General features: G+C 47.1%; 16 protein-coding genes. 11 read left to right on the top strand and 5 right to left on the bottom strand.

The window, feature by feature from the left end:
• Positions 1 to 170 precede the first annotated feature (170 nt).
• Together QUB20_RS16600 and QUB20_RS16595 are read right to left on the bottom strand one after the other, a co-directional pair.
• Entirely contained in the window at positions 171 to 3,329 is a 3,159-nt protein-coding gene (locus QUB20_RS16600; protein WP_333291493.1) for a TPR end-of-group domain-containing protein, read from the bottom strand.
• The gene (locus QUB20_RS16595) at positions 3,326 to 5,368 is read right to left on the bottom strand and encodes an ATP-binding protein (protein ID WP_333247408.1); all 2,043 of its coding nucleotides are present in this window, start codon (positions 5,366 to 5,368) and stop codon (positions 3,326 to 3,328) included. The genes QUB20_RS16600 and QUB20_RS16595 overlap by 4 nt, the downstream gene beginning before the upstream one ends.
• A 139-nt stretch (positions 5,369 to 5,507) precedes the next feature.
• On the opposite strand from QUB20_RS16595, the gene QUB20_RS16590 reads away from it, so the two are divergent.
• From QUB20_RS16590 to QUB20_RS16560, 7 genes are all read left to right on the top strand, one after another.
• Positions 5,508 to 5,672, top strand: coding sequence for a hypothetical protein (locus QUB20_RS16590; RefSeq protein ID WP_333291492.1), 165 nt, complete (start codon positions 5,508 to 5,510; stop codon positions 5,670 to 5,672).
• Between the two features lie 339 nt (positions 5,673 to 6,011).
• Entirely contained in the window at positions 6,012 to 6,392 is a 381-nt protein-coding gene (locus QUB20_RS16585; RefSeq protein WP_333053993.1) for a photosystem I reaction center subunit IV, read from the top strand.
• A 2-nt stretch (positions 6,393 to 6,394) separates the two neighbouring features.
• A complete protein-coding gene (locus tag QUB20_RS16580) occupies positions 6,395 to 7,288 on the top strand; it encodes a DNA-formamidopyrimidine glycosylase (RefSeq protein ID WP_333247410.1) in 894 nt (297 codons plus the stop codon).
• A gap of 187 nt (positions 7,289 to 7,475) precedes the next feature.
• Complete coding sequence (locus QUB20_RS16575) at positions 7,476 to 7,691, top strand: NAD(P)H-quinone oxidoreductase subunit O (protein ID WP_333053996.1); 216 nt, start codon at positions 7,476 to 7,478, stop codon at positions 7,689 to 7,691.
• A gap of 122 nt (positions 7,692 to 7,813) precedes the next feature.
• Positions 7,814 to 8,767 (top strand): malate dehydrogenase, encoded by a 954-nt coding sequence (gene mdh, locus QUB20_RS16570; protein WP_333247412.1) that lies wholly within the window; start codon positions 7,814 to 7,816, stop codon positions 8,765 to 8,767.
• Between the two features lie 246 nt (positions 8,768 to 9,013).
• The gene (locus tag QUB20_RS16565) at positions 9,014 to 9,340 is read left to right on the top strand and encodes an ATP-binding protein (protein ID WP_333242186.1); all 327 of its coding nucleotides are present in this window, start codon (positions 9,014 to 9,016) and stop codon (positions 9,338 to 9,340) included.
• Between the two features lie 913 nt (positions 9,341 to 10,253).
• Positions 10,254 to 14,813: a PAS domain S-box protein gene (locus tag QUB20_RS16560; RefSeq protein WP_333247414.1), complete on the top strand. Its 4,560-nt coding sequence runs from the start codon at positions 10,254 to 10,256 to the stop codon at positions 14,811 to 14,813.
• 733 nt (positions 14,814 to 15,546) lie between these two features.
• Here the strand turns inward: QUB20_RS16560 and QUB20_RS16555 are convergent.
• Positions 15,547 to 19,677 (bottom strand): EAL domain-containing protein, encoded by a 4,131-nt coding sequence (locus tag QUB20_RS16555; protein ID WP_333247416.1) that lies wholly within the window; start codon positions 19,675 to 19,677, stop codon positions 15,547 to 15,549.
• 463 nt (positions 19,678 to 20,140) lie between these two features.
• Here QUB20_RS16555 and acnB point away from each other — a divergent pair, with 463 nt between their 5' ends.
• The 4 genes from acnB (at position 20,141) to QUB20_RS16535 (ending at position 24,158) form a co-directional block, all read left to right on the top strand.
• A complete protein-coding gene (gene acnB / locus QUB20_RS16550) occupies positions 20,141 to 22,756 on the top strand; it encodes a bifunctional aconitate hydratase 2/2-methylisocitrate dehydratase (protein WP_333247418.1) in 2,616 nt (871 codons plus the stop codon).
• Between the two features lie 46 nt (positions 22,757 to 22,802).
• Positions 22,803 to 23,240 carry a hypothetical protein gene (locus QUB20_RS16545; RefSeq protein WP_333291490.1) on the top strand — a complete coding sequence of 146 codons (438 nt, stop codon included), beginning with the start codon at positions 22,803 to 22,805 and terminating at the stop codon, positions 23,238 to 23,240.
• On the top strand, positions 23,237 to 23,692 hold the full coding sequence (locus QUB20_RS16540; RefSeq protein WP_333247422.1) for a nucleic acid-binding protein: 456 nt from the start codon (positions 23,237 to 23,239) through the stop codon (positions 23,690 to 23,692). Before QUB20_RS16545 ends, QUB20_RS16540 begins: the two co-directional genes overlap by 4 nt.
• A gap of 85 nt (positions 23,693 to 23,777) precedes the next feature.
• Positions 23,778 to 24,158, top strand: a complete 381-nt coding sequence (locus QUB20_RS16535) for a cupin domain-containing protein (protein WP_445242800.1) — start codon at positions 23,778 to 23,780, stop codon at positions 24,156 to 24,158.
• 196 nt (positions 24,159 to 24,354) lie between these two features.
• Here QUB20_RS16535 and QUB20_RS16530 read toward each other — a convergent pair whose 3' ends face one another.
• Both QUB20_RS16530 and QUB20_RS16525 read right to left on the bottom strand, forming a co-directional pair.
• The gene (locus tag QUB20_RS16530; protein ID WP_333054004.1) at positions 24,355 to 25,014 is read right to left on the bottom strand and encodes a pentapeptide repeat-containing protein; all 660 of its coding nucleotides are present in this window, start codon (positions 25,012 to 25,014) and stop codon (positions 24,355 to 24,357) included.
• A gap of 161 nt (positions 25,015 to 25,175) precedes the next feature.
• Complete coding sequence (locus QUB20_RS16525; protein WP_333247424.1) at positions 25,176 to 26,825, bottom strand: ABC transporter substrate-binding protein; 1,650 nt, start codon at positions 26,823 to 26,825, stop codon at positions 25,176 to 25,178.
• Positions 26,826 to 26,891 lie beyond the last annotated feature (66 nt).

Below are 26,891 nucleotides of genomic sequence, written 5' to 3'. Positions count from 1 at the left end.
TAGTCGAGCGCGAGCGGACTCGAGCCGCTCGCGCTCGACTATTATAATTTACTTGGGGACAATTAATCCACCCTGCTTTTTAAGGGGGGCTAGGGGGGATCTGGCCTGGGCGGTAAACAGCAATCTATGAGTACGTTTGACCTTAAATTGACACTGGGCACTGCCCTGTCCTAATTTTCGGTAACTCCATTTCCCAACAACTCCTGAAACCTGACATCGCCGCGAATCCCATCAAAATCGGTATCAGTTTTTGCCAACTCTCGATATTCCGGTTCCAATTCAATCGCGCGCTGCAAATTTACCAGCGCTAACTCAATCTGATTCTGCAAGGCAAAATAGCAAGCTTTATAATAATAAGCACCTGTACAATTTGGATCTATTTGTAAAGCTTTATCCAAATTAGCCATTGCCTCCTCATGACGACCTAATGTTAGTAAAGCCCAAGCTCTATTAGCCAATATACCAGCATCATCAGGCTGCAATTCTAAAGCGCGATCGTAGCTGGAGATTGCCTCCTGAGCGCGTCCGTTTTTTTGCAGCGCCCTGCCGCGCCAATCCCATAAATAGGCTTGATTGGGTTCAATGTTAATCGCTAAATCCAGACATAAAATAGTTTGCTCGTAGCGTTCCAACTCGAATAGCGCCTCGGCTTTTTCTGACCAGAAATCGCAGTCATCGGGCTGAATGTTAATGGCAAAATCCCAGCTTTCTCGCGCGGCTTCTTGACAGTCGCACTTGCTCAGTGCAAAGCCTCGGCAAAACCAAAAATCGCGGTCTTTGCCTGCTATTTCTTTTGCTTGGTCGAGACTAGCAACAGCTTCTGCATAGCGCTCCAATTCACACAAAACCTTACCTTGTTCCAAACAAACAATCAGCGCATCCGGTCTTATTTCTGCAACTTCAGTTAATTTTGCTAGGGCGGCTTCATACTGCCCTTGTTTTGCCAGGGCCAAACCACTGTAAAACAAAGAAACGGGATTATTTGGCGCAGCAGCATCGCCCAAATCCCCCATTCCCTCCAAACGCAGGAAATGCACCCGGCCCGACGCATCGCCCGCTACAACTGTCACTCCATCAGGCGCAAAAGCACAGCCATTAAACGCAGCTTCTCCGCTGAAACTAGCAACCTCTTTACCTGTGAGCAAATCCCAGATTTTCAGGGTTTTATCCCATGAAGCCGAAATCGCTGTTTTTCCGTCTGGTGCGATCGCCACTGCTAGTACCGAGTTACTATGACCCGCGAGAGTTTTCAGTTCTGAAGCTGTCTCGGTGTCCCAGATTTTCAGCGTTTCATCGTAAGAAGCAGAAATCGCTGTTTTACCGTCGGGTGCGATCGCCACTGCATTTACCGCGCTACTATGACCCGTGAGAGTGGTCAGTTCCCGGCCTGTCTCGGTGTCCCAGATTTTCAGGGTTTTATCGTAAGAAGCGGAAATCGCTGTTTTACCGTCGGGTGCGAGATCCACTGCTGTTACAAAGGAACTATGACCCGTGAGAGTTGTCAGTTCCCGGCCTGTCTCGGTGTCCCAGATTTTCAGGGTACTATCCCATGAAGCGGAAATCGCTGTTTTACCGTCGGGTGCGAGATCCACTGCTGTTACTTTGTCAGTATGACCCGTGAGAGTTTTGAGTTCCCGGCCTGTCTCGGTGTCCCAGATTTTCAGGGTATTATCAGATGATGCGGAAATCGCTGTTTTACCGTCGGGTGCGAGATCCACTGCTGTTATTTTGTCAGTATGACCCGTGAGAGTTTTGAGTTCCCGGCCTGTCTCGGTGTCCCAGATTTTCAGGGTATTATCAGATGATGCGGAAATCGCTGTTTTACCGTCGGGTGCGAGATCCACTGCTGTTATTTTGTCAGTATGACCCGTGAGAGTTTTGAGTTCCCGGCCTGTCTCGGTGTCCCAGATTTTCAGGGTATTATCAGATGATGCGGAAATCGCTGTTTTTTCGTCGGGTGCGAGATCCACTGCATTTACCTCGCCACTATGACCGGTGAGAGTTTTCAGTTCTGGACCTGTCTCGGTGTCCCAGATTTTCAGGGTATTATCAGATGATGCGGAAATCGCTGTTTTACCGTCGGGTGCGATCGCCACTGCTTTTACATGGAAACTATGACCCGTGAGAGTTTTGAGTTCCCGGCCTGTCTCGGTGTCCCAGATTTTCAGGGTATTATCAGATGATGCGGAAATCGCTGTTTTACCGTCGGGTGCGATCGCCACTGCTTTTACATGGAAACTATGACCCGTGAGAGTTTTGAGTTCCCGGCCTGTCTCGGTGTCCCAGATTTTCAGGGTATTATCAGATGATGCGGAAATCGCTGTTTTGCCATCGGGTGCGATCGCCACTGCATTTACCCTGTTACTATGACCCCTGAGAGTTTTGAGTTCCCGGCCTGTCTCGGTGTCCCAGATTTTCAGGGTTTTATCGTAAGAAGCCGAAATCGCGGTTTTACCGTCGGGTGCGATCGCCACTGCATTTACGGAACTATGACCTGTGAGAGTTTTCAGTTCTGAGCCTGTCTCGGTGTCCCAGATTCCCAGGGTAGGATAATTAGAAACGGAAATCGCTGTTTTTCCGTCGGGTACGATCGCCACTGCTTTTACATGGAAACTATGACCTATGAGAGTTTTCAGTTCTCGCCCTGTCTCGGTGTCCCAGATTTTCAGGGTATTATCATCGGAAGCCGAAATCGCTGTTTTGCCATCGGGTGCGATCGCCACTGCATTTACGGAACTATGACCCGTGAGAGTTTTTAGTTCCCGGCCTGTCTCGGTGTCCCAGATTTTCAGGGTATTATCATCGGAAGCCGAAATCGCTGTTTTTCCGTTGGGTGCGATCGCCACTGCTGTTACAAAGGAACTATGACCGACAAGCGTCCGCAGTGCGCCTTCTCCAGGCCGTTCTAAATTAGCCTTCAAAGGTCGCAACCAAGGACGATCTTTCGACTGCTTTGCTTGTGCCAGCATCCCCTGAATTTCAGGTGTTTCAAAATCAAACAACCTCCCCCATAAATGCTCTACCAGTTCCGTTTTATCCTTATCCAAAACGTGCGCCGACTTGCGAATTGCCCCTTGAATCAATCTCAGAGTTTCACCTTGCCCATCCGACAGCAACACATCAGAAATTCTCGCCAAATCGTAATCATCAATTAGCGCTTGTACCCCCAACACCTCCAGTTTCATCTCAATAAAACCGAAATCAGTCAACCAAGCACAATAACGATTAAAATCCTTCAACCCCTGAACGAAATCCCTGGGTTGATATTTCAATAAATATTCCCGATCGCCTTGACTCTGCTGCGCCAACCACACACCTAACTTGCTCATATCGGCGCTCCTTCCAACCTGTTATTAATACCTTGGCGGTTAAGTTCTTCCACATTCACCCCAGCAGATTGCACAGTTTCATCTTTTTCGAGAAACTCGCGAAAGGTGTTGTGATAAATATTGTAGCGAATTTCCCCGTTTACCTGTTCCTGTCGCAAAAAAGAATCCCATTTCTTTAGTACCTGCTGTACTTTAAAATCCGTCTCGCGCACCGATTTGGCAATCCAGCGGCGAGCAACAGGCTCGTGAGCTTTCGACAGCACGTAGATAATATTAACTTTCAATTCCAGCAGAGGATCGTCTTCGTGACCAATCATCTGTACCCAGTGTTTTTGATAATATTCCTCCAAACCCGCTGGCAAATCATTTAAATTCACATCATTGTACGTGCCGCCTTCAATCTCATCAAGTACGTGGCGGAGGTAGATAAATTTCTTTTCGCTTTTTTGGGCTACCGCCGTCACAAACTCTTCCCGCTGCAAATTTCGACCTTTAATCCAATCCTGAATTAACTCGCTTCTCTCCGTGCGTTTTCTCAGATAAGCCTCGACATCTTCGAGACTTTTTCCATCGTATTTCATCAAATCAAAAACTGTCCGGTTAGCTGCCGGCATTGGCAGAAATTCTGGTCGCTTCGAGACAATAAAATAAACGTTATCGGGCAAATCATTAGGCAAATAAAGGACATTGCTGCCGCTACTTTGCTCCTTCAAATCAACTTCATCCAGCGCATCCACCACAAAAATCAACTTTTTGCCGCCCACTTTAGCGCTAACTTCCCCCAGCAACCTGCCTAGAAAGTTGCCGTTTTCCAGGGCATTTTCCGGCAGTCGCGGGTACTTCTCTTTAAGATTAAAACCTTCAATTAACTGAATGCAAGCATTTTCCAAAAAAGTTTTAGCGCTGACAATCCCGTCCGGTTGCGAGTTGAAATGAGTAACGCAGCGTCGCTTCAGCAGCACCACACAGGCTGCCATAATCGCGCTTTTCCCAACACCCGGTTCCGCCTGCAAAACAAAATAGCCTTTCCGATTTTTATTCAGAAACTCGTTAATTGCTTCAAACACAAATTTCCGACCGGTAAAGTCTTTAATTCTGTCCTGAATAATCGTCTCGGATTTGAGGGAAATCGGCAAACTCGGCGCGGCAGGATCGATATATCTTTGCAGCAACGCCCGAATCTGCGCCAAATCAGATCGGATGCCAATTTCGATCGCGCCCAATTTCGCCATCACTTGACAAATCTGCTGCTTAGTTGCTACCGCCTCCAACTTATCGATAATCTCCCGATTTTGCAGCTTCAAATCCTTGAGATCCGCCAAAGCAATTTGGTGCAGATTCAACAGCATCGCCGCAAACTTTTCTCCTCCCTTGGCTGCATCTTGTGTCAGCACTTTGCGGTACGCTTTCGGAAAAGTTGCATACAGTCTTTGCGCCGCAAATTCCACGATTTCTGCATCAAAGGATTTCCCCTCACTGGCCGCGAATTCCCCGATGAATCTTGCCCAATCTTCCGGTGTCAATCCCGTAACTCGATCGAACTCCGCAGCATCCGCCGAAAAAATCCGAGTCAGTTGGTCTTCAGAAATATTTAAACCCCTTGACAAATCAACCCCTTCTGTGTTAATATTCAGCCAATATTCAGGAGTTTTTTCGGCTAATCGATCTAAATCCCTGGCAGACGAATTTTTACTCAGGGCGATCGCAATTAATTCATCTGACGAAGCAACATCTTTCAAAATATAGGCGATCGCCTCACCCGCCGCCTCAATCAAATCGCGATTGTCAAGAATATTCGGATTTTTTCCCAACTTTTCGGCGATCAGATTTCCCAAGTCGTTAGCCGCCATATTCCCCGCTATACCGCCCGCGATCGTTGCTAATATCGAAATGCCCCCAACGGCTGGATTGGCCATCACACCTAATGCTGCTGTCACTCCCGGATTGGCGATCGCGCTGGCAATCATTGGCGCAACACCCATCACCGCACTCCATCCAAGAACCCTAACTTTAGTATTAGCTAAATCAACTAACGACATACTGTAAATATTCCCCGCGCTTTGCAATACTTTAGCGCGACAATATAATTAAATACAAGGTTAATTAATCTCACCTCTTGCACCATTCTTAGGAACAGGCAAGATGCCTGTTCCACAATGATTCTTAAGAACAGGCAAGATGCCTGTTCCACAAAAACTAAATTTTCTTGTGGGGAGTAGGGGTTGGGCGTCTCGCCCGCCCCAAAATACAATCAGCCCGCCCCAAAATACAATCAGCCCGCCCCAAAATACAATCAGCCCCAAAAATACAATTGTATATTCAGTCGTCTTTAGACGACTTTAGCTATGAGACAGGGGTTTAAAACCCCTGGCGGCCCCCGCAACAACCTAACGGCCCCGACAACCTCCTCACACCCCCGTAACAAACTCGCCACCCACAACAATTTGTAAAGTTTTTTATAGATCCGATCGCACAGCTTGTATTTAACGGATAATGTCTGTTTATTTATTTTGCAACCCCAGCGATCGCCCTAGCAAAGTATTTACTTTTCTTTACAAAAAGCAGATCAAAAAACGGCGCGACAGGTAAAAATTTCCTTGCAGACTTCAAATGCGTCGCGCGATCGACTAGAGTAAAAAAAATGGCTTTATCCGTTTATTCATCGCAAAGGAAACAAAGCTCATGGTTCAACGCGGTTCTACAGTTCGGATTCTCCGCAAAGAATCCTTCTGGTATCAAGAAGTGGGCACCGTTGCTACGGTAGACCAAAGCGGCATTAAATACCCAGTTATCGTTCGCTTTAACAGCGTAAATTATGCAGGCGTCAACACCAACAACTTCGCCCAAAGCGAATTAGTGGAAGTGTCAGCACCCAAAGCAAAAGCGAAAACAGGGACTCCAGTAGCTTCCGGCGGCAAACAAACCACGCTGGACGAGAAAACGCGGAAAACCGGCAGCGGTGGCGCCCCCCAGCAGCCGAAAACTTCAACCGACAGCAAACCCGGTGCCGAAGTGACCGGCAGCGTCGAAGGTTCGCCAAATCAAGGAACAGAACAACGCTAATTGTGCCAGAACTGCCAGAAGTTGAAACTATTTGCCGGGGATTGAATCAAGCAACCCTCGATCGAGAAATTTTGGACGGGGACGTGTTGTTAAACAGCACGATCGCCCGCTCAATCTCTGCGACCGATTTTTTGACAAAAGTCAAAGGAAAGTCGATCGCCCGCTGGTACAGACGCGGCAAATATCTACTGGCAGAACTATCTCAATGTAGGGGCGGTGCCCCCGTGCCCGCCCTCCCCGCGCCCGCCTTCTTCCCTCCTTCAAAAGCCGGCTGGCTGGGCGTTCACCTGCGGATGACCGGACAACTGCTGTGGGTGAACAGATCCGAGCCCCTGCAAAAACACGCGCGAGTCCGGCTGTTTTTTGAGGGAAACCAAGAATTGCGCTTTGTAGACCAGCGCACCTTCGGGCAAATGTGGTACGTGCCCGCAGAAACCGAGGTTTCGAGCACTGTCATCGGTCTGAAACTCTTAGGCCCCGAACCGTTTTCAGACGAATTTACAACCGAATATTTTGCCCGCAAGCTGCACCGGCGGGCGCGACCCATAAAAACAGCTTTGCTAGACCAGTCACTGATAGCTGGTTTGGGCAATATTTACGCAGACGAAACTTTGTTTTTGTCGGGAGTGATGCCCACAACTCTGTGCGCGGATTTGACCGCAGAGCAAATTGGGCGCATCCATACCGCTATTATTCAAGTTTTACAGAAGGCGATCACATCCGGCGGCACCACTTTTAGCAATTTTCTCAACGTCCAAGGTGTCAACGGCAACTACGGCGGCGTCGCTTGGGTGTACAATCGTGCCGGTCAACCCTGCCGCACTTGCTCCGCAACCATCGAACGTATAAAATTAGCAGGGCGATCGACTCATTTTTGCCCCCTTTGTCAGACATAGGAAGCAGTCAAGGGATTTTAGGCTTGAGATTTTAGATTTTAGATATACCCCACGAATCGGACTCCTTTATTCCTTAGTCAGCTTGGAGTGACTTCGTTTGTTTAGTAGCGATTTCAATCGCCGAGTGACTTTGCAGCCAAATCTAGATTAAAATTTGTATAGTTTTTTAAACTAAACCAAGCAAGTTATGGCAATCAAGAAAGGCAGCATAGTTCGCGCTGTACGCGAAAAATTGGAAAACAGTCTAGAAGCCAAAGCCAGCGACCAGCGCTTTTCCTCCTATATATTTGAAACAAAGGGCGAAGTGATGGATGTTCGCGGCGACTATGCCTTCGTCAAATTTGGCAAAGTTCCCACCCCGAATATTTGGCTGCGGGTAGACCAACTCGAAGATTTTCAGTAACTCACCAAAACTAAACACACTGTTCTTAATGTAGCGAAGGGTGCACACCGCGCACCTTTCCCCAATTAAGCTGATTGCTAAAATCTAAAATCTAAAATCTAAAATCTAAAACCTAAAACCCAATGAATTCTCCATCAAACCGCGTATCAATTATTGGTGCAGGCAAAGTCGGCAGTACCTTAGCCCAGCGAATTGCTGAGAAAAATCTGGCAGATGTAGTATTGCTAGATATTGTGGAGGGTTGGCCCCAAGGCGTGGCTTTGGATTTGATGGAAGCCAGGGGAGTGGAACGCCACGATCGCCAAATTGTCGGTACAAATAATTATACAGATACGGCCAACTCAAATATCATAGTAATTGCCGCCGGAGTGCCGCGCAAACCCGGTATCAATCGGGAAGATTTAATTAAAATCAATGCTCGAATTGTCACCGAAGCCACAAAACAGGCGATCGAGCATTCTCCCGAAGCAATCTTAATCACAGTCACAAATCCCCTAGATATCATGACTTATTTAGCTTGGGAAGCTGCGGATTTGCCCAAACACCGAGTCATGGGGATGGGGGGAGTTCTCGACTCCGCCCGCTTTCAAACTTTTATTGCAATGGAATTGGGCGTTTCAAATGCTCAAGTCAATGCCACTGTCATCGGTTCTCATGGCGATTTGATGGTTCCTTTGCCCCGCTATTCTACTGTCAACGGTATTCCCATCAATCAACTTATGGATGCTGGGGCGATCGATCGACTCGTACAGCGGACTCGCCACGGTGGCGCAGAAATTGTAAAATTGATGAAGACTGGTAGTGCTTATTTTGCACCCGCATCTTCTGTCTGTTTGATGGTAGAATCTATTTTATTTAATCAGTCGCGACTCTTGCCTTGCTGCGTTTATTTGCACGGCGAATACGGCGTGCAAGATATCTTTTTAGGAGTGTCCTGCCGCTTGGGATCTCAGGGAGTCGAACAAGTAGTGGAACTTGAACTCAGCGATACCGAAAGATCGGCCTTTATCGAGTCGGGCAAATTGGTTGCCCAAAATATTGAGGAAGCCAGGGCTATACTGAAAACTGCTTCTTAAGCTTGTAGGAGTTGGTTGATCATAGCAGCCGATCGCTCGTCGCTTCAATATAGCCATCCTCGCATCATTTGTGAATTTCTTACTCCCTCCCCTTGATAAGGGGAGGGTTGGGGTGGGGTCAAAAATTTACGACTCCTGCAAGGATTGCTATATAGTAATTTATACTGAGTATGATAGTGCGATCGCTCTGTCGAAAGTAGGCTTCTCTGATTTAAACCGCCCTTTGATAAATATCATTGATCATGTTTGTTAGGCTGTATTTCAAACGCCGAAAAATGGGTAGCAAGGAACCGATCGATAAACATAAAATTTACTCTCAAAAACTTGCTGAAAATGCAAAAAAGGGCAAAAGTAGTTGAACTTGGTCTGCGCGACAATACCATCAGAGTTTCTCTAGAAATTCAAGCCAAAAACTGCCATCCTTTCTTTACTACTAAACCAACAGCAGAAGCAGTCGGTTTTGGATTATCTCTCACTCGCGATCTGATTGTCCAACAACACCATGGCACTTTAAAGGTAGAAAGCGAAATGCGACTTTCTACGGATTTTATTATTAATTTGCCCAAACTTTAATATTCGCGATCGCCATTTCTATTGCTCCAGCTTGAAATACCTTTACTTTCTCCCAAAATGTGATACCCTAAATATTTGTATTATCTAAAATTTTTACACTTGTCTAAAATCGCAAAAATCGGGAGGCAAAAAGTCTCCGCGCGTGCGGGCGCGTTGCGGTAGGAAATGGGCCTTGAGTTAAGCAAATTTAACCATATTCTGCAACTACCTCAACTGTTTTACCGAAAACTAACCTCTGATTCGGTGAATTTAAATCAGTTTTAAAAATCCCATCTCTCGGATAAAATAACGAGAAGGCAAGGAAAAATATCTAAAACGTTGGCAGATCCTAAAGATTGTAAAAAATCTAATTTAGGAGAGATAAATCGAGCATTACTTAAAACTCTAGAAAAGGCGATCGCCTAAATTCAAACAAATTTTAAAATAGGCGAGCCCAACAGAATATTCCATCGCCAAAACAAGGAAACCATTAATCGGGTTTGGGGTAATAATAAAAAGGTGACAATTGAAACCGAAGGCGAGCAAAAAAAATGTCAAAATTAGTCAGAGACGCTCCTCCCGATCGCGAAATGGAACCGGGTTTCTTGTTTCCACTTTCGGAGATTCCCTGACTTGATTACGTTAATAAACCGGGTTTATGTGTAAGTTTTGTTAGCATTATTCTCAATAATTGATACTTAATGAAGTAGCAAATTATGCCACTTTTTCAGTAAATATACGGGAGCTAAGATGGTCGATAGACCTCCAAATCTCGAAAAAATACGGAAATGCAGTGTGAGTAGCTGCTAAGTGCTAGCAGAAGGAGGAGAATAGGTTCTTTGCCTTTTTGACTTACCAGACTCAACTTGCAGAGCGCTATTGAGATGCCATCAACCTCGATACCAAACCGCAAAATAACTAAAGAAAAAGCATTATGTTTCATGAATACCTGTATTACGAAGTTTGCAACCTGCGCGAGAAACTAGCTCACCTAGAAAGAGAAACGCAGTCTCAAACCTGGTTCAAAAAGCTGCAAGCGCTGATGGGAGTGATTGGCAAAATTCGTGAATCCCTAGACTTAGAAACAATATTCAAAATCACAGCCACCGAAGTTCGGCAACTCCTAAATGCCGATCGAGTCGCCGTCTACCGATTCTTTCCCGAATCCGAATGGAATGAGGGCGAAGTAGTGTCCGAAGACGTACTGCCCCAATACAGCCCATCTTTGGGAGCAAGAGTCCGCGACTACTGTTTCGGCGAACAATTTGCCGCCAAGTATGCCAAAGGTTACGTTCAAGCTGTCACGGACATCTACAAAGCCCGGTTGAGCCCTTGTCACCTCAAAATCCTCAAGCGGTTTCAAATCCGAGCCAACTTAGTCGTACCCCTGCTGCAAGGGAAACATTTGTGGGGATTGCTGTGCATTCACTCCTGCGGCAATCCCCGCGATTGGCAAGAAGACGAAATCGAATTTGCCAGACAAGTAGGCGATCATTTAGCAGTTGCCATCCACCAAGCCGAACTGCACTTACAAACTCAGAGGCAAATAGCACAAATCGAAGCAGCACAGCAGAAACTCCGCGACAGCGAGCAAAAATATCACCAAATTCTCGATTCGATCGCCGATATGGTATTAGTCAAAGGCCCCAAATCCAAAATTGTTTGGGCAAATCAAGCATTCCGCGACTATTACGGCATGACTCAAGAGGAACTTCAAGACATCCTAGACGCACCTTTCGCCGATCCCGACAATACCCTCCAGTACGTCAGAGATGACGCCTTCGTATTTGAAACCGGACAGACTCTGCAAATTTCCGAAGAACCAGTGACGCGCTACGACTCAGAAGTGCGGCTGTTCAGCACCGTCAAAACACCGATCCGCAACGCAGACGGCCAAATCGTCATGACTGTCGGCGTCTCCCGCGACATGACGGAACGCAAACAAGCAGAAGAAGCCGTCAAAGCCAGCGAAAGCAAATACCGCAGCCTGGTAGAAACCTCCCAAGACATGATTTGGTCGGTAGATGCTTCAGGACGCTACACCTTCGTCAACCCAGCAGTTAAGTACATCTACGGTTACGAACCAGAAGAAATGATCGGTAGGCCCTTCTCCGACTTTGTGACACCAGAACAATGCCAGAAAGATTTAGAAGTTTTCGCCCGCCTGTTTGCCGGAGAATCAATTTTCCAGTACGAAACCACCCAAATCGCCAAAGACGGCAGCATGAAACATTTGATGTTTAACGCGATCGCCCTGTACGACGAAACCGGAAACTTCCTCGGCACCACAGGTACAGCCGCCGACATTACCGATCGCAAGCGAGCAGAAGCAGCCTTACAACACGCCAACGCAGAACTAGAGCGCAGAGTAGAAGCGCGCACAGCCGAACTGCGACAGACTTTTGCCGCACTCAGTGCCAGCGAAACCAAGTTTCGGACGATCGCAGCCACCATGCCCGGAGCTCTGTTCCAGTTTTGCAACCGTGACGGAATTTGGCGCATTGACTACATGAGCGATCGCATCTTCGATATCAGTGGCGTTACCGCAGCAGAAATGATGCAAGACATCAATACATTCATTTCCCGCGTCCATCCCGAAGACTTGGAAGGCTACATCGCTTCGGTGAACCAGGCCATAGAAAACCTCTCCCTGTGGCACTACGAAGGGCAGTTAGTCAAGCCCGACGGCGAGATTCGCTGGTGGCAGGGCGACTCCATGCCCACCCGCAGCGAGAACGGCGAAATCGTATTTTGCGGCGTATTGTTCGACATTACCGATCGCAAAGTTGCCGAAACCGCCATCCGCAACAGCCAGCGACAGCTACAAGAAGCCCAGAGACTCGCCCACGTCGGAAATTGGGAACTCGACGCAGCCACCGGAACCATCACTTGGTCGGAAGAACTTTTCCGCATCTTCGGACTCGAACCAGCCCCCATCGCGCCCAACCTAGCCGAACAGGTCGCTCAGATTCATCCAGAAGATTTGGCATTGTGGCAAACTCAAGTGCAGCGGGGACTCGAAGCGGGCATCCCCTTTGATTTTGACTTTCGCCTTTACCGTCCCGACAGCATCTTGCGACACGTGAACGCCGTGGGTCAAGCCGAAACCGATGTCAACGGCAAGGTGGTAAAAATGTTCGGTACGGTGATCGACATTACCGATCGCAAAGCCGCCGAAGCAGCCCTGCGGCAAGCAGCAGTCGAGTTAGAAGACAGAGTGAGCGATCGCACGGCCGAACTTTCCCAAGCAGTCACCCAATTAGAACAAGAAATTGGCGATCGAAAACTTGCAGAAGCAGCGCTGCAAGTTTCCGAGCAAAACCTGCGAACCATATTTAACAATGTCTACGATGCTATCTTCATTCACGATTTAGAAGGAAACATTCTCGATGTCAATAATCGAATGTTAGAAATGTACGGAGTGAGCCCCGAACAAGCAAAAAAATTATCAATTAAAAACGACTATTCAAGCGCCGACAATCCCATTGAACAAATGGAAGAACTTTGGGAAAGAGTATTAGCAGGCGAAACACCCCGCGTGGAATGGAAAGCGAGGCGTCCCAACGACGGTTCAACCTTTGATGCAGAAGTTGCCCTGTCGAGAATTAATCTCAACGGCAATCTCACCGTCATTGCCAACGTCCGAGATATTAGCGATCGCAAACAGGCAGAAGCAGAACTGCAACACGCTCAAAATTTTATGGAGTCAGTGCTCAAAACCATACCCGTAGGAGTGGTTGCCAAGGATGCCCAAGAACTGCGGTTTGTTCTGTGGAACCCAGTAGCTGAACAGTTACTCGGTTTCAGTGCAGCAGAAGTAATCGGCAAAAATGATTACGACTTTTTCCCAACAGAACAAGCTGATTTTTTCACCGCCAAAGACCGGGAAGTGATCGATAGCGGGCAAATTTTAGAAATCGCCGAAGAAGAAATTGAAACTAGCCAAGGAGAAACGCGGATATTTCATAGCAAGAAAACAGCAATACTCGATGCTGATGGCAAACCGCAATATCTATTAGCTGTCACCGAAGACATTACCGATCGCAAGCGGGGAGAAATTGCCTTAAGGCAATCGTCAGCCAGACTCAGACAGCAAGCCGAGCGAGAAAAACTGCTCAACAACCTCACTACTCAAATCCGCAATTCCCTCGATTTCGACAGCATTATTGCTGTCGCCGTCCAAGAAATTCGGGCTTTCATGCAGATCGATCGTTGCAACTTTAGCTGGTATCGTTGCGACGGAGACGAACCATACTGGGAAATTATTCAAGAATCTCGCACAAGAGAACTTCCAGATTTAATAGGTTGCTATAAAGCTTCTGATTTCGGAACTATAGGAGAACAGATGTTGCGTCTAGAAACGCTGCAAATCGATGATGTCGGAGCGATCGCAGACCCTATTTGGAGAAGCTCTCTTAACTCTCTGGGCTACCAATCTGTCTTGGCAATTCCCATGCAGGCACTTTCGGGAGTAGTGAGCGTTGTTACCTGCGCCCACTCCGCTGCTGTGCGACCCTGGAGTGACGACGAAGTAGAATTATTGCAAGCGGTTACAGTTCAATTGGCGATCGCCCTCAACCAAGCCGATCTTTACGCCCAAACTCGGAATAAAGCTCTCGAATTAGAAAAAACATTGAAGAAATTAACCAGCACTCAATCGCAGTTAATTCAAAATGAAAAAATGTCGAGTCTCGGTCAACTTGTGGCAGGAGTCGCCCACGAAATAAACAACCCAGTTAACTTTATTTACGGCAATCTCAGTCACGCCAACGACTATACCCAAGACTTGCTACACCTGATCGAACTTTACCAAAACCACTATCCCGATCCAGTCCCGGAAATTCAAGAAGAAGTAGACAATATTGAACTCGACTTTCTGATGAAAGACTTGCCAAAGTTGCTTTCTTCAATGAAAGTCGGTGCAGACAGAATTCAACAAATTGTTGCTTCTCTCCGCACATTTTCCCGCATGGACGAAGCGGAAATGAAAGCCGTCAACATCCACGAGGGCATAGATAGCACCCTGATGATTTTGCAGCACCGGCTCAAAGCTAAACACAACCATCCAGAAATTGAGGTAATTAAAGAATACGCTCAACTGCCCTTGGTAGAATGTTATGCCGGACAATTAAATCAAGTATTTATGAACATCTTGAGCAATGCTTTGGATGCTTTAGAAGAACGGGATATGCGCCGTTCTGCTGAGGAAAAGCGGCAAAAGCCCAGCAACATCCGCATCCGCACTGAACTATCGCCAGTCGGCAAAGTAATCATTCGGATTGCTGACAACGGGCCGGGAATACCGGAGACTGTCGGCACTCGGCTTTTTGACCCGTTTTTTACCACTAAACCTGTGGGTAAAGGCACCGGGATGGGCTTGTCAATTAGCTATCAAATTGTTACAGACAGACACAACGGGTCGCTGAAATGCACTTCTTCGCCGGGCCAGGGTACAGAATTGGCGATCGAGATTCCCCTCAAAGCTAATTGTTAATAGGGAATTGGTAAGTTGTAATTGGCAATTGCGAAAGCGTTACTGTGCGTCATTCGATTTTAGATTTTAGATTTTAGATTTTGGATTGACTTGCGCGAGATAAATGCTCTTTCTTGAGGATTTTCGATTTCCGATGTTGGATTGATTCCACGGATAAACCACGTGGCCGGTACCACCTTTGAAATTCGTGGTCAGTTTGGTAATTTTCAACCATATCAAATCCGGTAGCATCGTCCTGATATAGCAACCGCCAAGACAGTTAGGACGTTGTTAATGGCTGAAACGATTGATTATATTGCTTCTTCCTGCTTCCTTCTGCGATAAAATCCAGTCATATCAAATCCGGTAGCATCGGAATTACTCCTCTCTGTATTCTCTCCCTCTGCGTTCTCTGCGCCCTCTGCGGTTAAATCATTCCGATGCAACCGGAAACGATATCAATACTCAACAATCACGGACGGTACAACCGGAATTGAACTCATTTATCTGCGTGAATATCTGTTAATCTGCCCTCATCTGCGGTTAAAAAAAGAGAATGTATTAACCGCAGATGACAATGGATGGACGCGGATTCACGCAGATGAATAATTCCGATCCTAACAGATTTGATATCATCACCTAAAATCTAATTTTGATGCACAATTTATTCCCTGGTGCATCAGTTTTGAGATTAGGAGTTTGTAGCAAAAATGTCTTCACAGGGTGAGGCACTATTTACCAATCTGTAGCTCAATCAGTCCCTAATTTCTATATTACCGAGATTTATCAGGATTTCGGTCACGGCAGAACTGTCCAAAGGTTTAGAAAACCAATATCCCTGAGCTAATTCGCAGTCTAATTCTCGAAGCTGTGCTAACTGTTCGCCTGTCTCTACACCTTCGGCGATCGCATTTAATCCCAAATTGTGAGCCAAAGTTACGATCGCCCGCACAATCTGCAAAGGCTGACCCCCGTCGTCACCATTTTCGACAGCCCCCAAGCGGCTCACAAAAGATCGATCGATCTTCAGTGTATCCAGCGGAAAACGGTGCAAGTAACTTAAAGACGAATAGCCAGTACCGAAATCGTCGATCGACAATCGAATATTCCTACCTTTTAATTCGGCTAGCACAATATTGGCTTTTTTCACATTTTCTACGATCGCACTTTCAGTAATCTCCAATTTTAAACAGCTCGGATCGCAGCCAGTTTCTGCTAAAATTTCATCGATTTCCTCGATTAAATTCGGCATACCTAACTGTTTAGGAGAGAGATTGACGCTCATTGTTAATTGCGAAGGATCAATAATGGGTAATTTAAAATTCGCAATTGGTAGCTGGGAAGTTGTACTGAACGTAGCCGAAGAGTTGGTAATTGGGAATTGGGAATTGGTAATAGAGGAGTGGAAATCGGTAATCGGGAATTGGTAACTGGGAATTGGTAATTTTTTACCGATTCTTTCTTCCCTGTGACCAATACTGGGGCTACGCTCAGTAAAAGTTCCGTGTTCCTCATGCCCTGTATCTGTTACATCAGTTAAATCCCCTAAATTGCCCGTTGCCCTCTCCTCTGTTGTTACCCTGAGCGAAGTCGAAGCGCCTTCTTCCTTCTGGTTACGCTGAGCGACTTGCCCTGAGTGCAGCCGAAGCGAGTCAAAGGGCCTTGTTCCGACTTCCATTGGACTTCTTCCCTGTTGCTCGGTTAACATTTCTTGCCAAATCCGCAATTGCTGACAAGCTTCCCGCAACACCCAGGCTCCCAGAGGCACGATCAAACCTGTTTCTTCAGCTACAGGGATAAAAGTAGACGGCGGAACTAGACCCCGAACCGGGTGGTGCCAGCGCACCAAGGCCTCAAAACCTTCGAGCGCACCGCTGGCGATCGAAACAATCGGTTGGTAGTGCACAATAAAGTGCGAACATTGATTCTTGCTCTCTCCTAATTCCTCCTTGCCCAAAATAGCCAACCGCAGGTCAGTTTCTAACTGCAACAGCGACATAGTTTGGTCGTGCATCGCCAAATTAAACACTTCGTGGCGGGCCTTACCCAAAGCTTTAGCGCGGTACATAGCGATGTCAGCATCGCGTAGGAATTCTTCCGGGTGAGTGTACGAATTTAATTCGCCACTGGGGGTGGCTTCGCCTCGACTGAAAACAATGCCAATGCTAGCGGTGGTAAATACTTCGTGCCCTTCGAGATGAAACGGCTTCGTCAGTTCTTTTTGTATCTTTTTAGCTGCGAGGGTGGCGTCGCTGAGGCTCTGAATGTGGTCTAGCAGGATCGTGAATTCGTCTCCCCCCAGTCTGGCGACGGTATCCGAAACCCGGACGCAGGTTTGCAGTCGCTGGGCGAGGGCGATTAGCAGTTTGTCTCCTAAAACGTGTCCTAAAGAATCATTAACGACTTTGAAGCGGTCTAAATCTAGGAAAAGTAAACCAAATTTGTAATCGGGGGACTGATTGGATCGGCGGATGGCTTGTCCTAGCCTGTCGATGAACAAAACCCGGTTGGGCAAACCCGTCAGCGCATCGTGAAAAGCGCCGTGCAGCAGTTCCCGTTCTACTCGCTTGCGCTCGGTGACATCTCGGATAATAATCTGGCCGGCCGTCGAGCCTTGATAAATAGCGGGGATACCGGCCATTTCAACGTCTATTATTTGTCCGTCGAGCCGCATTAGTTTTTGTTCGGCAAGGTCGAGTGGCTGATTTTCTGTCTCGACTAGCCGAATGCGCTCTGTGGCTATTTCCACATAATTTGGATGGACGAAATGCAATATGGGAAAGCCAATCAGCGCTTCGGGAGAACTCGCACCGAGGAGTTTCGCGCCGGCAGCATTGATGTAGGCGATTTTCCCTTGACTGTGAACGGCGATCGCTTCGGGAGATAGTTCTACTAAACGGCGATAGCGTTCTTCACTTTCTTTGAGAGATACTATCAACTCGCATCGCTCTTTTTCAGCTTGCTGGCGTTCGATTTCCATTTGGTGAACCGCCAGAATTTTACCAATACTTTGAGCCATCAATTCTATAATTTCTATTTCCTCGTACTTGAACTTTCTTTTCTTTATTTCTGGCGAACTAAAACTTAACGTACCGTAAGTTTTATTGTTGACAAATATCGGCGTTCCGATGTAAGATTCTGATTTGCAGCTTAGATAAGCAGGATGTTCGCGCATCTCAATATTTGCTCCTATATGAGAATACGCAACTGTTTTGTTGAGATTAATTACTGCGGCGCAGTAAGTATCGCTGAGGTTCAATTCTAAGCCTCGCACGAAGTATCCTAAATCTGTTTTCGCTGCCTGGACAATAAAAGTTTCGCGGTCAACTTCAGCCATGATGCCCATAGAAAGTCCAAACATCAAACAGCCGGCTGTTAGATAATCGTCAACCAGTTCTTCAAAGTTTTGATAATGATAAGTTGTAATCCGGTGCAAGTGTTTGAGATTAGCGCTAAAAGCTGCTAAAGCTTGAGATTTTAAAAATAATTCTTCTTCCGAACGCTGGCGGTCGGTAATGTCTGTTTGTACTCCAATAAAGTGGGTTAAGTGTCGCCGCGAGTTGTAAACCGGAGCGATCGACAATTCGTGCCAAAAAGGCGTGCCGTCTTTCCGAAAGTTGCGTAATATAACTTGAGCTTCTCTGCCTTCTTCAATCGCAATTCGCAATTCTTTGGCAGCGGGGCTGTCAGTGTCTGTGCCTTGCAAAAATCGGCAATTTTTGCCCATTAACTCGTCTCTGCGATAACCCGTAATCCGCTCAAAACTGGGATTGACATAAATAATCGGATTATCTGCTACGGTTGCGTCGGTGATTGCAATGCCGTTGCTGCAACTTTCGATCGCCCGTTCCATCATTTGTAAGCGCTCTTGCGATATAATCCGCTCGATCGCCGCAGCTAACACGTTGGCGATCGCTTCTACAAAATAAACGTCATCTTGACTGAAAACCCGCCCTTGGCTGGTATGAACCCCCAAAATGCCCCAGGCCTGCGAGGATGAACTGTCCGCTGGTTCTACTTGTCCCCAGTTCCTCCCCAGTCCCCGATTGCCGGGAATGATCACAGTAACGCCGCTGACAGCCCGGTGGTTATGCAGTAGCGGCAACTCGCTAAAGCGCGTTTCCACCCGCAAATCTTCGACGATCGTCGGTTCGCCCACTAGCAATGTGTAACCTGCTTGGGATCGAGCAGAAGCGGCAACAGTAGCGCTGCCGACGAGGCCCGGCTGCCAGCCAACCCCCGCTCGCAGCATAAAAGCATGACCAGAGGGCAACAGTTCTAACACCTGGCAATAATCAACGTCCAGGGTTTGAGCAATTAAAACCGCAGCTTTGTCCATCAGTGCGGACAAATCTGTTTCGGCCAGGGCCTGCTGCCCCAAGTAAGCGACGGCCGCTTGCTGGCGGGCTCGCGAGTGGATTGACGTGAGCAATTCCTGCTCCTTGGCGGCCGCTCGCTTCCGATCCGTAATGTCGGTGAACACCGACAGAACAGCTTTCCCCGACACCAATGTCAGATACCGCATCGATACACTTGCCCAAAACAGCGTGCCGTCAGCTTTTTTAAACCGGACTTCTGTCTCGCGGACGTGTCCGTTGCGGGCGAGCCGCAACAGCAATTCCTGGCGCTCTGCAGGTCTGTGGTAGAGCGTTTCGGCTTTTTGGCGGTCGATCGACTTAAATCCTGTGAACCCGAAAGCCTGACGACATAAATCGTTACTATAAATAATTGTGCCGTCCGCCAGACTGCTCACGATCAGGGGTATTGGCATCGAGTTGGCGATCGTCAGCAGTAATTCTTTGGCTCCTTGCAGCTCTTTGTACAAGTCTGGCTTGGAGGCCCAGCCGTGACAGTCTTCAGACTTTTCAGGGATAAAACTTTCCATTGTTTAATCGATCCATTAGCAGGACAACTTTTTTAAACTTGTGGTCAATCAATACTGCGGACGGTTTTTAATTAGCATTCGTAGAATAAAAGTTTCAAGGCGATTCGCCAATGGAGCTACCAACGGAAAATCAAGGGTTTCACACTACGAACTACAAACAGTCCAGACTATTGGTAAATGACGATTTCAGATGCAGAGGAGGATCTACAGTAGCCCACAACACATTAATCTTAACCAGAACTATGCAACTGAAGGCCCTAAACTGCTCGACTGAAGTTTGATACGCTGCTCTCTCGTTAAAGACCACATCTGTCTTTGGTATGAAAATCTACTGTTTTTAAAGTTGCGTTAAGTTTTGATGTATGGCGAGGTACTTTACCCAATGTGCAGCGGAAGCTCCTAATCTAAAAAGTAAAGCCACCTACTTGCCAACCACCGAATACTATCCGAGGAGAGAGGACAAATGCTTGAATCTTACCGCCGTACCGCGGCCGTTCGGGCCCATGAGGGAATTCCACCGCTGCCCCTAGACGCCCAGCAAACGTCGGAACTGTGTGAACTGCTGAAAAATCCGCCGGCAGGAGAAGAAGAAACCTTAATAGAATTATTGCGCGATCGCGTCCCCCCAGGCGTAGACAGCGCCGCCTACGTCAAAGCTGGTTTTTTAACTGGCATTGCTAAAGGCGAAATCCACAGCCCCCTAATTGCTCCCAAATGGGCAGTTTACCTGCTGGGGACAATGATGGGCGGTTACAACGTCCAATCTTTAATCGATTTGCTCAATCCTACTGCCGAAATCGCCATTCCCGCCACCGCCGCCCGGGCACTGAGCAAAACGTTGTTAGTATTCGACGCTTTCCACGACGTTATAGCTTTGTCTGATACCAATCCCTACGCCAAGCAGGTAGTCGATTCTTGGGCGGATGCCGAATGGTTTACAGGCCGTCCTGTATTGCCAGAAGCGATTACCGTTACAGTCTTCAAAGTTCCTGGAGAAACCAATACTGACGACTTGTCGCCTGCACCTCATGCTACCACGCGGCCGGACATTCCCCTACACGCTTTGGCGATGCTCGAAAGTAAGATGCCAGGGGCTTTGCAAACCATTGCAGAATTGAAGCAAAAAGGTCATCCCGTAGCCTATGTTGGTGATGTTGTCGGTACCGGTTCGTCACGGAAATCGGCGATTAATTCCGTGCTCTGGCACATTGGCAATGATATTCCGTTTGTGCCCAACAAGCGCAGTGGCGGTTATATTTTAGGAGGTGCGATCGCCCCGATCTTCTTCAATACCGCTGAAGATTCCGGCGCATTGCCGATCGAATGTGATGTCTCCAAAATGGAAACAGGAATGGTAATTACCATCCATCCCTACAAAGGCGAAATCACCAACGAAGCCGGAGAAATTATCTCCACCTTCACCCTCAAACCCGACACAATTCTAGACGAAGTTCGCGCCGGCGGCCGAATTCCGCTATTAATTGGACGAACTTTAACCGACAAAACCCGCGCAGCTTTAGGACTAGAACCTAGCACTATTTTTACCCGTCCTACAATCCCAGTAGATACGGGCAAAGGCTTCACTTTAGCACAAAAAATGGTAGGCAAAGCTTGCGGTTTGTCCGGCGTTCGTCCCGGTACATCTTGCGAACCAGTCATGACAACAGTCGGCTCGCAAGATACCACAGGGCCAATGACTCGCGACGAATTGAAAGAACTTGCTTGTTTGGGATTTAGCGCCGATTTGGTAATTCAAAGTTTCTGCCACACCGCCGCTTATCCAAAACCAGTTGATGTCAAAACTCACCATGAATTGCCCGATTTCATGGCAGAGCGCGCCGGCATAGCTTTGCGCCCCGGAGACGGCATTATTCACTCTTGGCTGAACCGGATGTTATTGCCAGATACAGTGGGAACTGGCGGCGATTCTCACACTCGTTTTCCTTTGGGAATTTCCTTTCCTGCTGGTTCGGGATTGGTGGCATTTGCTGCGGCATTGGGCGTCATGCCTTTGGATATGCCGGAATCAGTTTTAGTGCGGTTTAAAGGCGAATTGCAGCCCGGAGTAACGCTGCGGGATGTTGTGAATGCAATTCCCTATGTAGCAATTCAAAAAGGTTTGCTAACCGTCTCGAAACAGAACAAGAAAAACGTCTTTTCTGGGCGGATTATGGAGATTGAAGGTTTGCCCGATTTGAAGGTCGAGCAGGCTTTTGAATTGACCGATGCGTCGGCCGAGCGTTCTTGCGCCGGATGCACGATTAAATTGAGCGTGGAGACTGTTTCCGAGTACATTCGCTCCAATGTCGCGCTGCTAAAAAACATGGTGGCGCGGGGCTATCAAGATGCGCGGACGATGATGCGCCGGGTGGCGAAAATGGAGGAATGGCTGGCTAATCCGGTGCTGATGGAGGCGGATGCTGATGCCGAATACGTTGAAATCATCGAAATCGATCTGAACGAGATTAAAGAGCCAATTGTGGCTGCTCCCAATGACCCGGATAATGTTAAGTTGTTGAGTGAGGTTGCGGGCGATCGGGTTGACGAAGTATTTGTCGGTTCCTGCATGACAAATATCGGTCACTACCGCGCCACAGCGAAGGTGTTGGAAGGTGCAGGGGAAGTGAAAACTCGCCTGTGGATTTGTCCGCCAACTCGCATGGATGAACAGCAACTGAAAGAAGAAGGTTATTACAGCATTTTTGGAGCCGCTGGAGCGCGTACAGAAATGCCCGGTTGCAGTCTTTGTATGGGCAATCAAGCGCGGGTTAAAGATGCGACAACTGTGTTTTCAACTTCTACTCGTAACTTTAACAACCGCATGGGCAAAGACGCGCAAGTTTATCTCGGTTCAGCAGAATTGGCGGCCGTTTGTTCGCTGTTAGGTCGCATTCCTACAGTCCAAGAATACAATGACATTGTGTCGAAGAGAATCGATCCTTTTGCTGGTGATTTGTATCGCTATTTGAATTTCGATCAAATTGCTGGTTTTGAGGATGAAGGACGAGTGATTGCTTTGGAAGATATGCCTCGCATTGAGGATATTTTGGGGATTCCCGATGGTGTGCTGAGCAAGTAAAAAGTGGGGCGGGCTATTGCCCGCCCTTTGTTTATAATATGAGTAAATGAGAGAAAGGAAAAAAGTAATTATGTCCGAACAAGGTTTAAGCAGCGAAAGCCCAGGGACAGTAGAATCAGCGCCCGAAACTCCTACGGTTGAAGACAAAGAAAGCGATCGCCCCTTAAGCCAGCCCATCGCGGAATTTCTCCGCGTAATTCAGCAAACTCCCAGAGAATATTGGCCGAATTTACTTCAGATGATGCGCTTATTTATGGAAACGGTGACAGTAACGCCCATATTGTCCGAGCCTCCCCAGACATCTGAGAAAATAGACATTACTAAACTGTCGCTGGAGGAACGGATACAAAGAAATAAAGGTGCAATTGAATTAATCAATTCATGGATTGAGGAGGGAGATGAACAAGAACAAACAGAAACCGCTGAATATCTCCGTAAAGCTTTAGATGAAGACCGCCTTTCTAATCGGCCATTATTCCCATGAGTAGAGTAATTATTCTCGACTCTGGCCCATTAGGAATGGTGACAAACCCTAAAGCATCCTCTGCTGAAATTCAAGAGTGCCAAGTTTGGCTAAACTCTTTAATGCGGAGGGGCGAAATAATAATTATGCCTGAAATTGCTGACTACGAAGTGCGACGGGAGTTGATCCGCGCAGGTAAATTAGCAGGTATTCAACGGCTTGATGAACTGAAATTACAACTTACATATCGTCCTTTGACTACAGAAGTCATGCTTTTTGCCGCTCAGTTGTGGGCGCAAGCGAGAATGAGAGGAAGACCAACCGCAGAAGCCAATGCACTTGACGGGGATGTGATTTTGGCGGCTCAAGCAATATTGGAGGCTAGTGAAGGAAATCAGGTGGTAATTGCTACAACAAATGTGGGGCATTTGTCGCAATTTGTGGATGCTCGCGAGTGGCGGCTAATTGAGTGATGTTTAAATCCATCGCACTTAGCCAATCCCTGCTATACTTTCAACTACAGATATTTTTACAGACACCGTTAGCGAGATAAACAGCATGGTGGAAACAGTGGAGACAAGCGAAAAAATTGACGATCGCACACAAACCCGCTACTGGGGTCAAGTTACAGTCATAGACGCGGGCGATCGTTATAAGATCAATCGCATTGAAGTCAAGCCGGGGCATCACATCAGCACCCAAATGCACTATCACCGCAGCGAGCACTGGGTTGTCGTCTCCGGTACCGCTAAAGTTATCTGCGACGACAAAGAGACGATTCTCATGCAGAAACAGTCAACCTACGTTCCCATGAATACTGCTCACCGCGTAGAAAATCCAGGAGTTATTCCCTTGGTGATGATTGAAATCCAAAATGGTGAATACCTCGGCGATGATGACATTATCCGCTTCGCCCAAGATGCTCACGAGGCAGATTGATCCTAGATCCAAATATGAAGCAATCGCAGACGCCAAGAAAAAGCTTCGCACACCGAACAATCATCTACGCTACGCAGCGACGGGAAACAAGATAAATCCTACAATTAAAAATTTAGGGGCAATTTCAGAATTGCCCCTACCTTATTATATTAAGCTTGTTAAGCACCAGAATTTGATATAGCAAGTGGCGATCGTCCTACGGCAAAGAAGCGTTTTTCAAATCTACATTTGCCATATTGGCATTCTTTAAATTGGCACCTGTCAAGTCCGAACCGTTCAAATTTGCACCGTTCAAATTTGCATTGGTCAAATTTGCATCCCGCAAGTTGACTCCCTGTACGTCGATTCCCGACAAACTGCCACCTCTGAGGCTGACATTCGCTAAATTGGCTACAGACTGGCGAGCATTTCTCAGATTTGCACCCGCCAAATTGGCGCTTTCTAAATTAGCACCGATTAAATTAGCGCTGGTGAGGTTGGTATTTTTCAAACTCGCAATCACTAAACCCGCCAAACTCAGATTAGCGCGGCTCAAATCAGCACCCTCCAAATTAGCCCCGTGCATTTTAGCCGCAATTAAACTCGCACCTTGCAATTTAGCTTGTTTCAGATTTGCTTCGTTCAGTTTGGCTTCGTTCAAATTTGCACCGTTCAAATTTGCACCGCTCAGATTCGCACCGCTCAAATCTGCCCCGCTCAGATTGATACCAGCAAGCTGCGCTCCTGTCAAGTCACATTGGCTACATTTTTTAGTTTCTAATAATTGCTTGACGTGGGATACGTTTTCTGCCTTTACTCCCGATGCCAAACCGATCGCAATTAGCACCCCTGTTGTTGTTAAAATCCCAAATTTCATATACCACCCTCAGCAATATCTCTCTGTTAATAATATCGCACATTATTAAAGAGGGTTGGGTGATCAGTCTCTTTGATAAACTGTGACAATCATCACCCTGTTGTGCACAAAATATGCAATAATTATTGACGTTTCAACTCCCCCAAAATTATTGTAAATAATTATTGCTTTTTCAGGAACCAAAAAGGAAAAGATTGCGTCGGTTCGAGACGGACTCCGGTGATGCTGTTCTGAGCAAAGGTATAGTCCTTATCCTGCCAAAGAGGGATGAAAGGTACATCTTGACCTAGTATGTCTTGAATTTCCGCAAACAGAGCTTTGCGGGTTTCAGGATTTGCTTCTTTTCGTTGCTTGTCGATCAGTTCATTGACCCGATCGTTATAATAGAACGAACCCTGACCTTGGCTAGCACCCTTTTCACAGCCCCCAGCCGCCGAACCCGTCGCACAATCTAAAAACGGCTGAATGTAATTATCGGCATCGAAAAAGTCGGCGTACCAATCCACTAAAACCGCAGGATAAATTCCCTTCTCTATGTTTTGAAACAAAGTCGGAGATTCAACGCTGTTAATTTCTACCTGCATTATCCCGTCCATTTTGAGTTTAGTTTGCGCCTCGATCAGACTCGCGACTAAAGCTCGTTTTGTGGAAGCTGAAGGATACCAAAGTTGCAGAACAAAAGGATTGGTGGCTGAGTATCCAGCTTTCGTTAAAAGTTCCTTAGCCTTTGTACTGTTGGCATCTCCGTACAGTTCTTTAAAAACCGGTTTTTGAACGTCGAAGGTTGTAGGGATCAGACTGTAAAGCGGTTGTGCTTGTCCGCGCAGTACGCGCTCATTAATCAGGGGGCGATCCATCGCTGCTGCGATCGCCTGTCTCACTTCTAACTTATCCAACGGTTTAGACTTAGTATTCAGCGTCATGTAACTAACCGTACTGCTTTCCCCCGCAATTTCCTGCCATTTCCCTTGTTTTGCTCCCTCGCCCAAGCTTTGAACTTGGTCTGCATCCAGAGACAAATAAGCCACATCAACTGCACCAGTCCGAAAACTATTGAACAAATTTGACGAACTAGAAAGCAGCAAAAGGTCAATTCCTTGATTAACTGGTTTTTCGCCCCAATACTTGTCAAACACATCAAACTTGAGAGAATCGCTGCCGTAAGTTGCCAACTTGTAGCGTCCCGTTCCCACAAACGTATCGGGTTTAAATTTACCCTCCCCAATCTCGTAAGCTTTTGGAGAAACTGCACAACTACCAGCGAATGTCAAGAGAGAAGGAAAAGCAGCAAAAGGCTTTTTGAGTTGAAAAGTTAATTCGTATTCGCCCGTCGCTTTCACAGATTCTACGGCATCGCTCAACAAGAAAGCCGGACGACCGCCATTTTTGATAAACCGCTGCAAGGAGAACTCCATTGCTGCGGCATTAAACGGTGTGTCATCGTGAAAAATAACTCCTTGACGCAAGGGGATGGTATATGTCAATCCGTCTTGGCTAACTTTTGGCATTGCTGTGGCTAAATGGGGGATTAACTCAGTAGTCCCCGACTTGTAAGTATAGAGAGTGTCGCCCAAATTTTGCAGCAGTTGCCCTGAGATAATTTCGTAAGCGTCCGCAGGGTCGATCGTCCGCAATTTCAAGGTTGTGCCAATAGTAACGCGGTTATTAGCATTTTCGCCGGTCGCAGTGACCGATGGACGTGTTCTTTGTCCACAACTTGCAGTTAACAAGCAGCACAGAAAGAACAGAGCTATCGCTTTAATCACTGAAGGTTTTATATGTATTCTAGGCTGCTGCTTGTTAATTCCCATCGTCTTTTTTTGACACTCCAAATTATTGATTATATTATCAGGACTTACGCACTATTAGACTAGAAA

It is taken from the genome of Microcoleus sp. B4-C2, from assembly GCF_036705265.1.
In the GTDB taxonomy this organism is placed as follows: domain Bacteria; phylum Cyanobacteriota; class Cyanobacteriia; order Cyanobacteriales; family Microcoleaceae; genus Microcoleus.
This window is presented reverse-complemented; position numbering and strand designations above follow the sequence as displayed.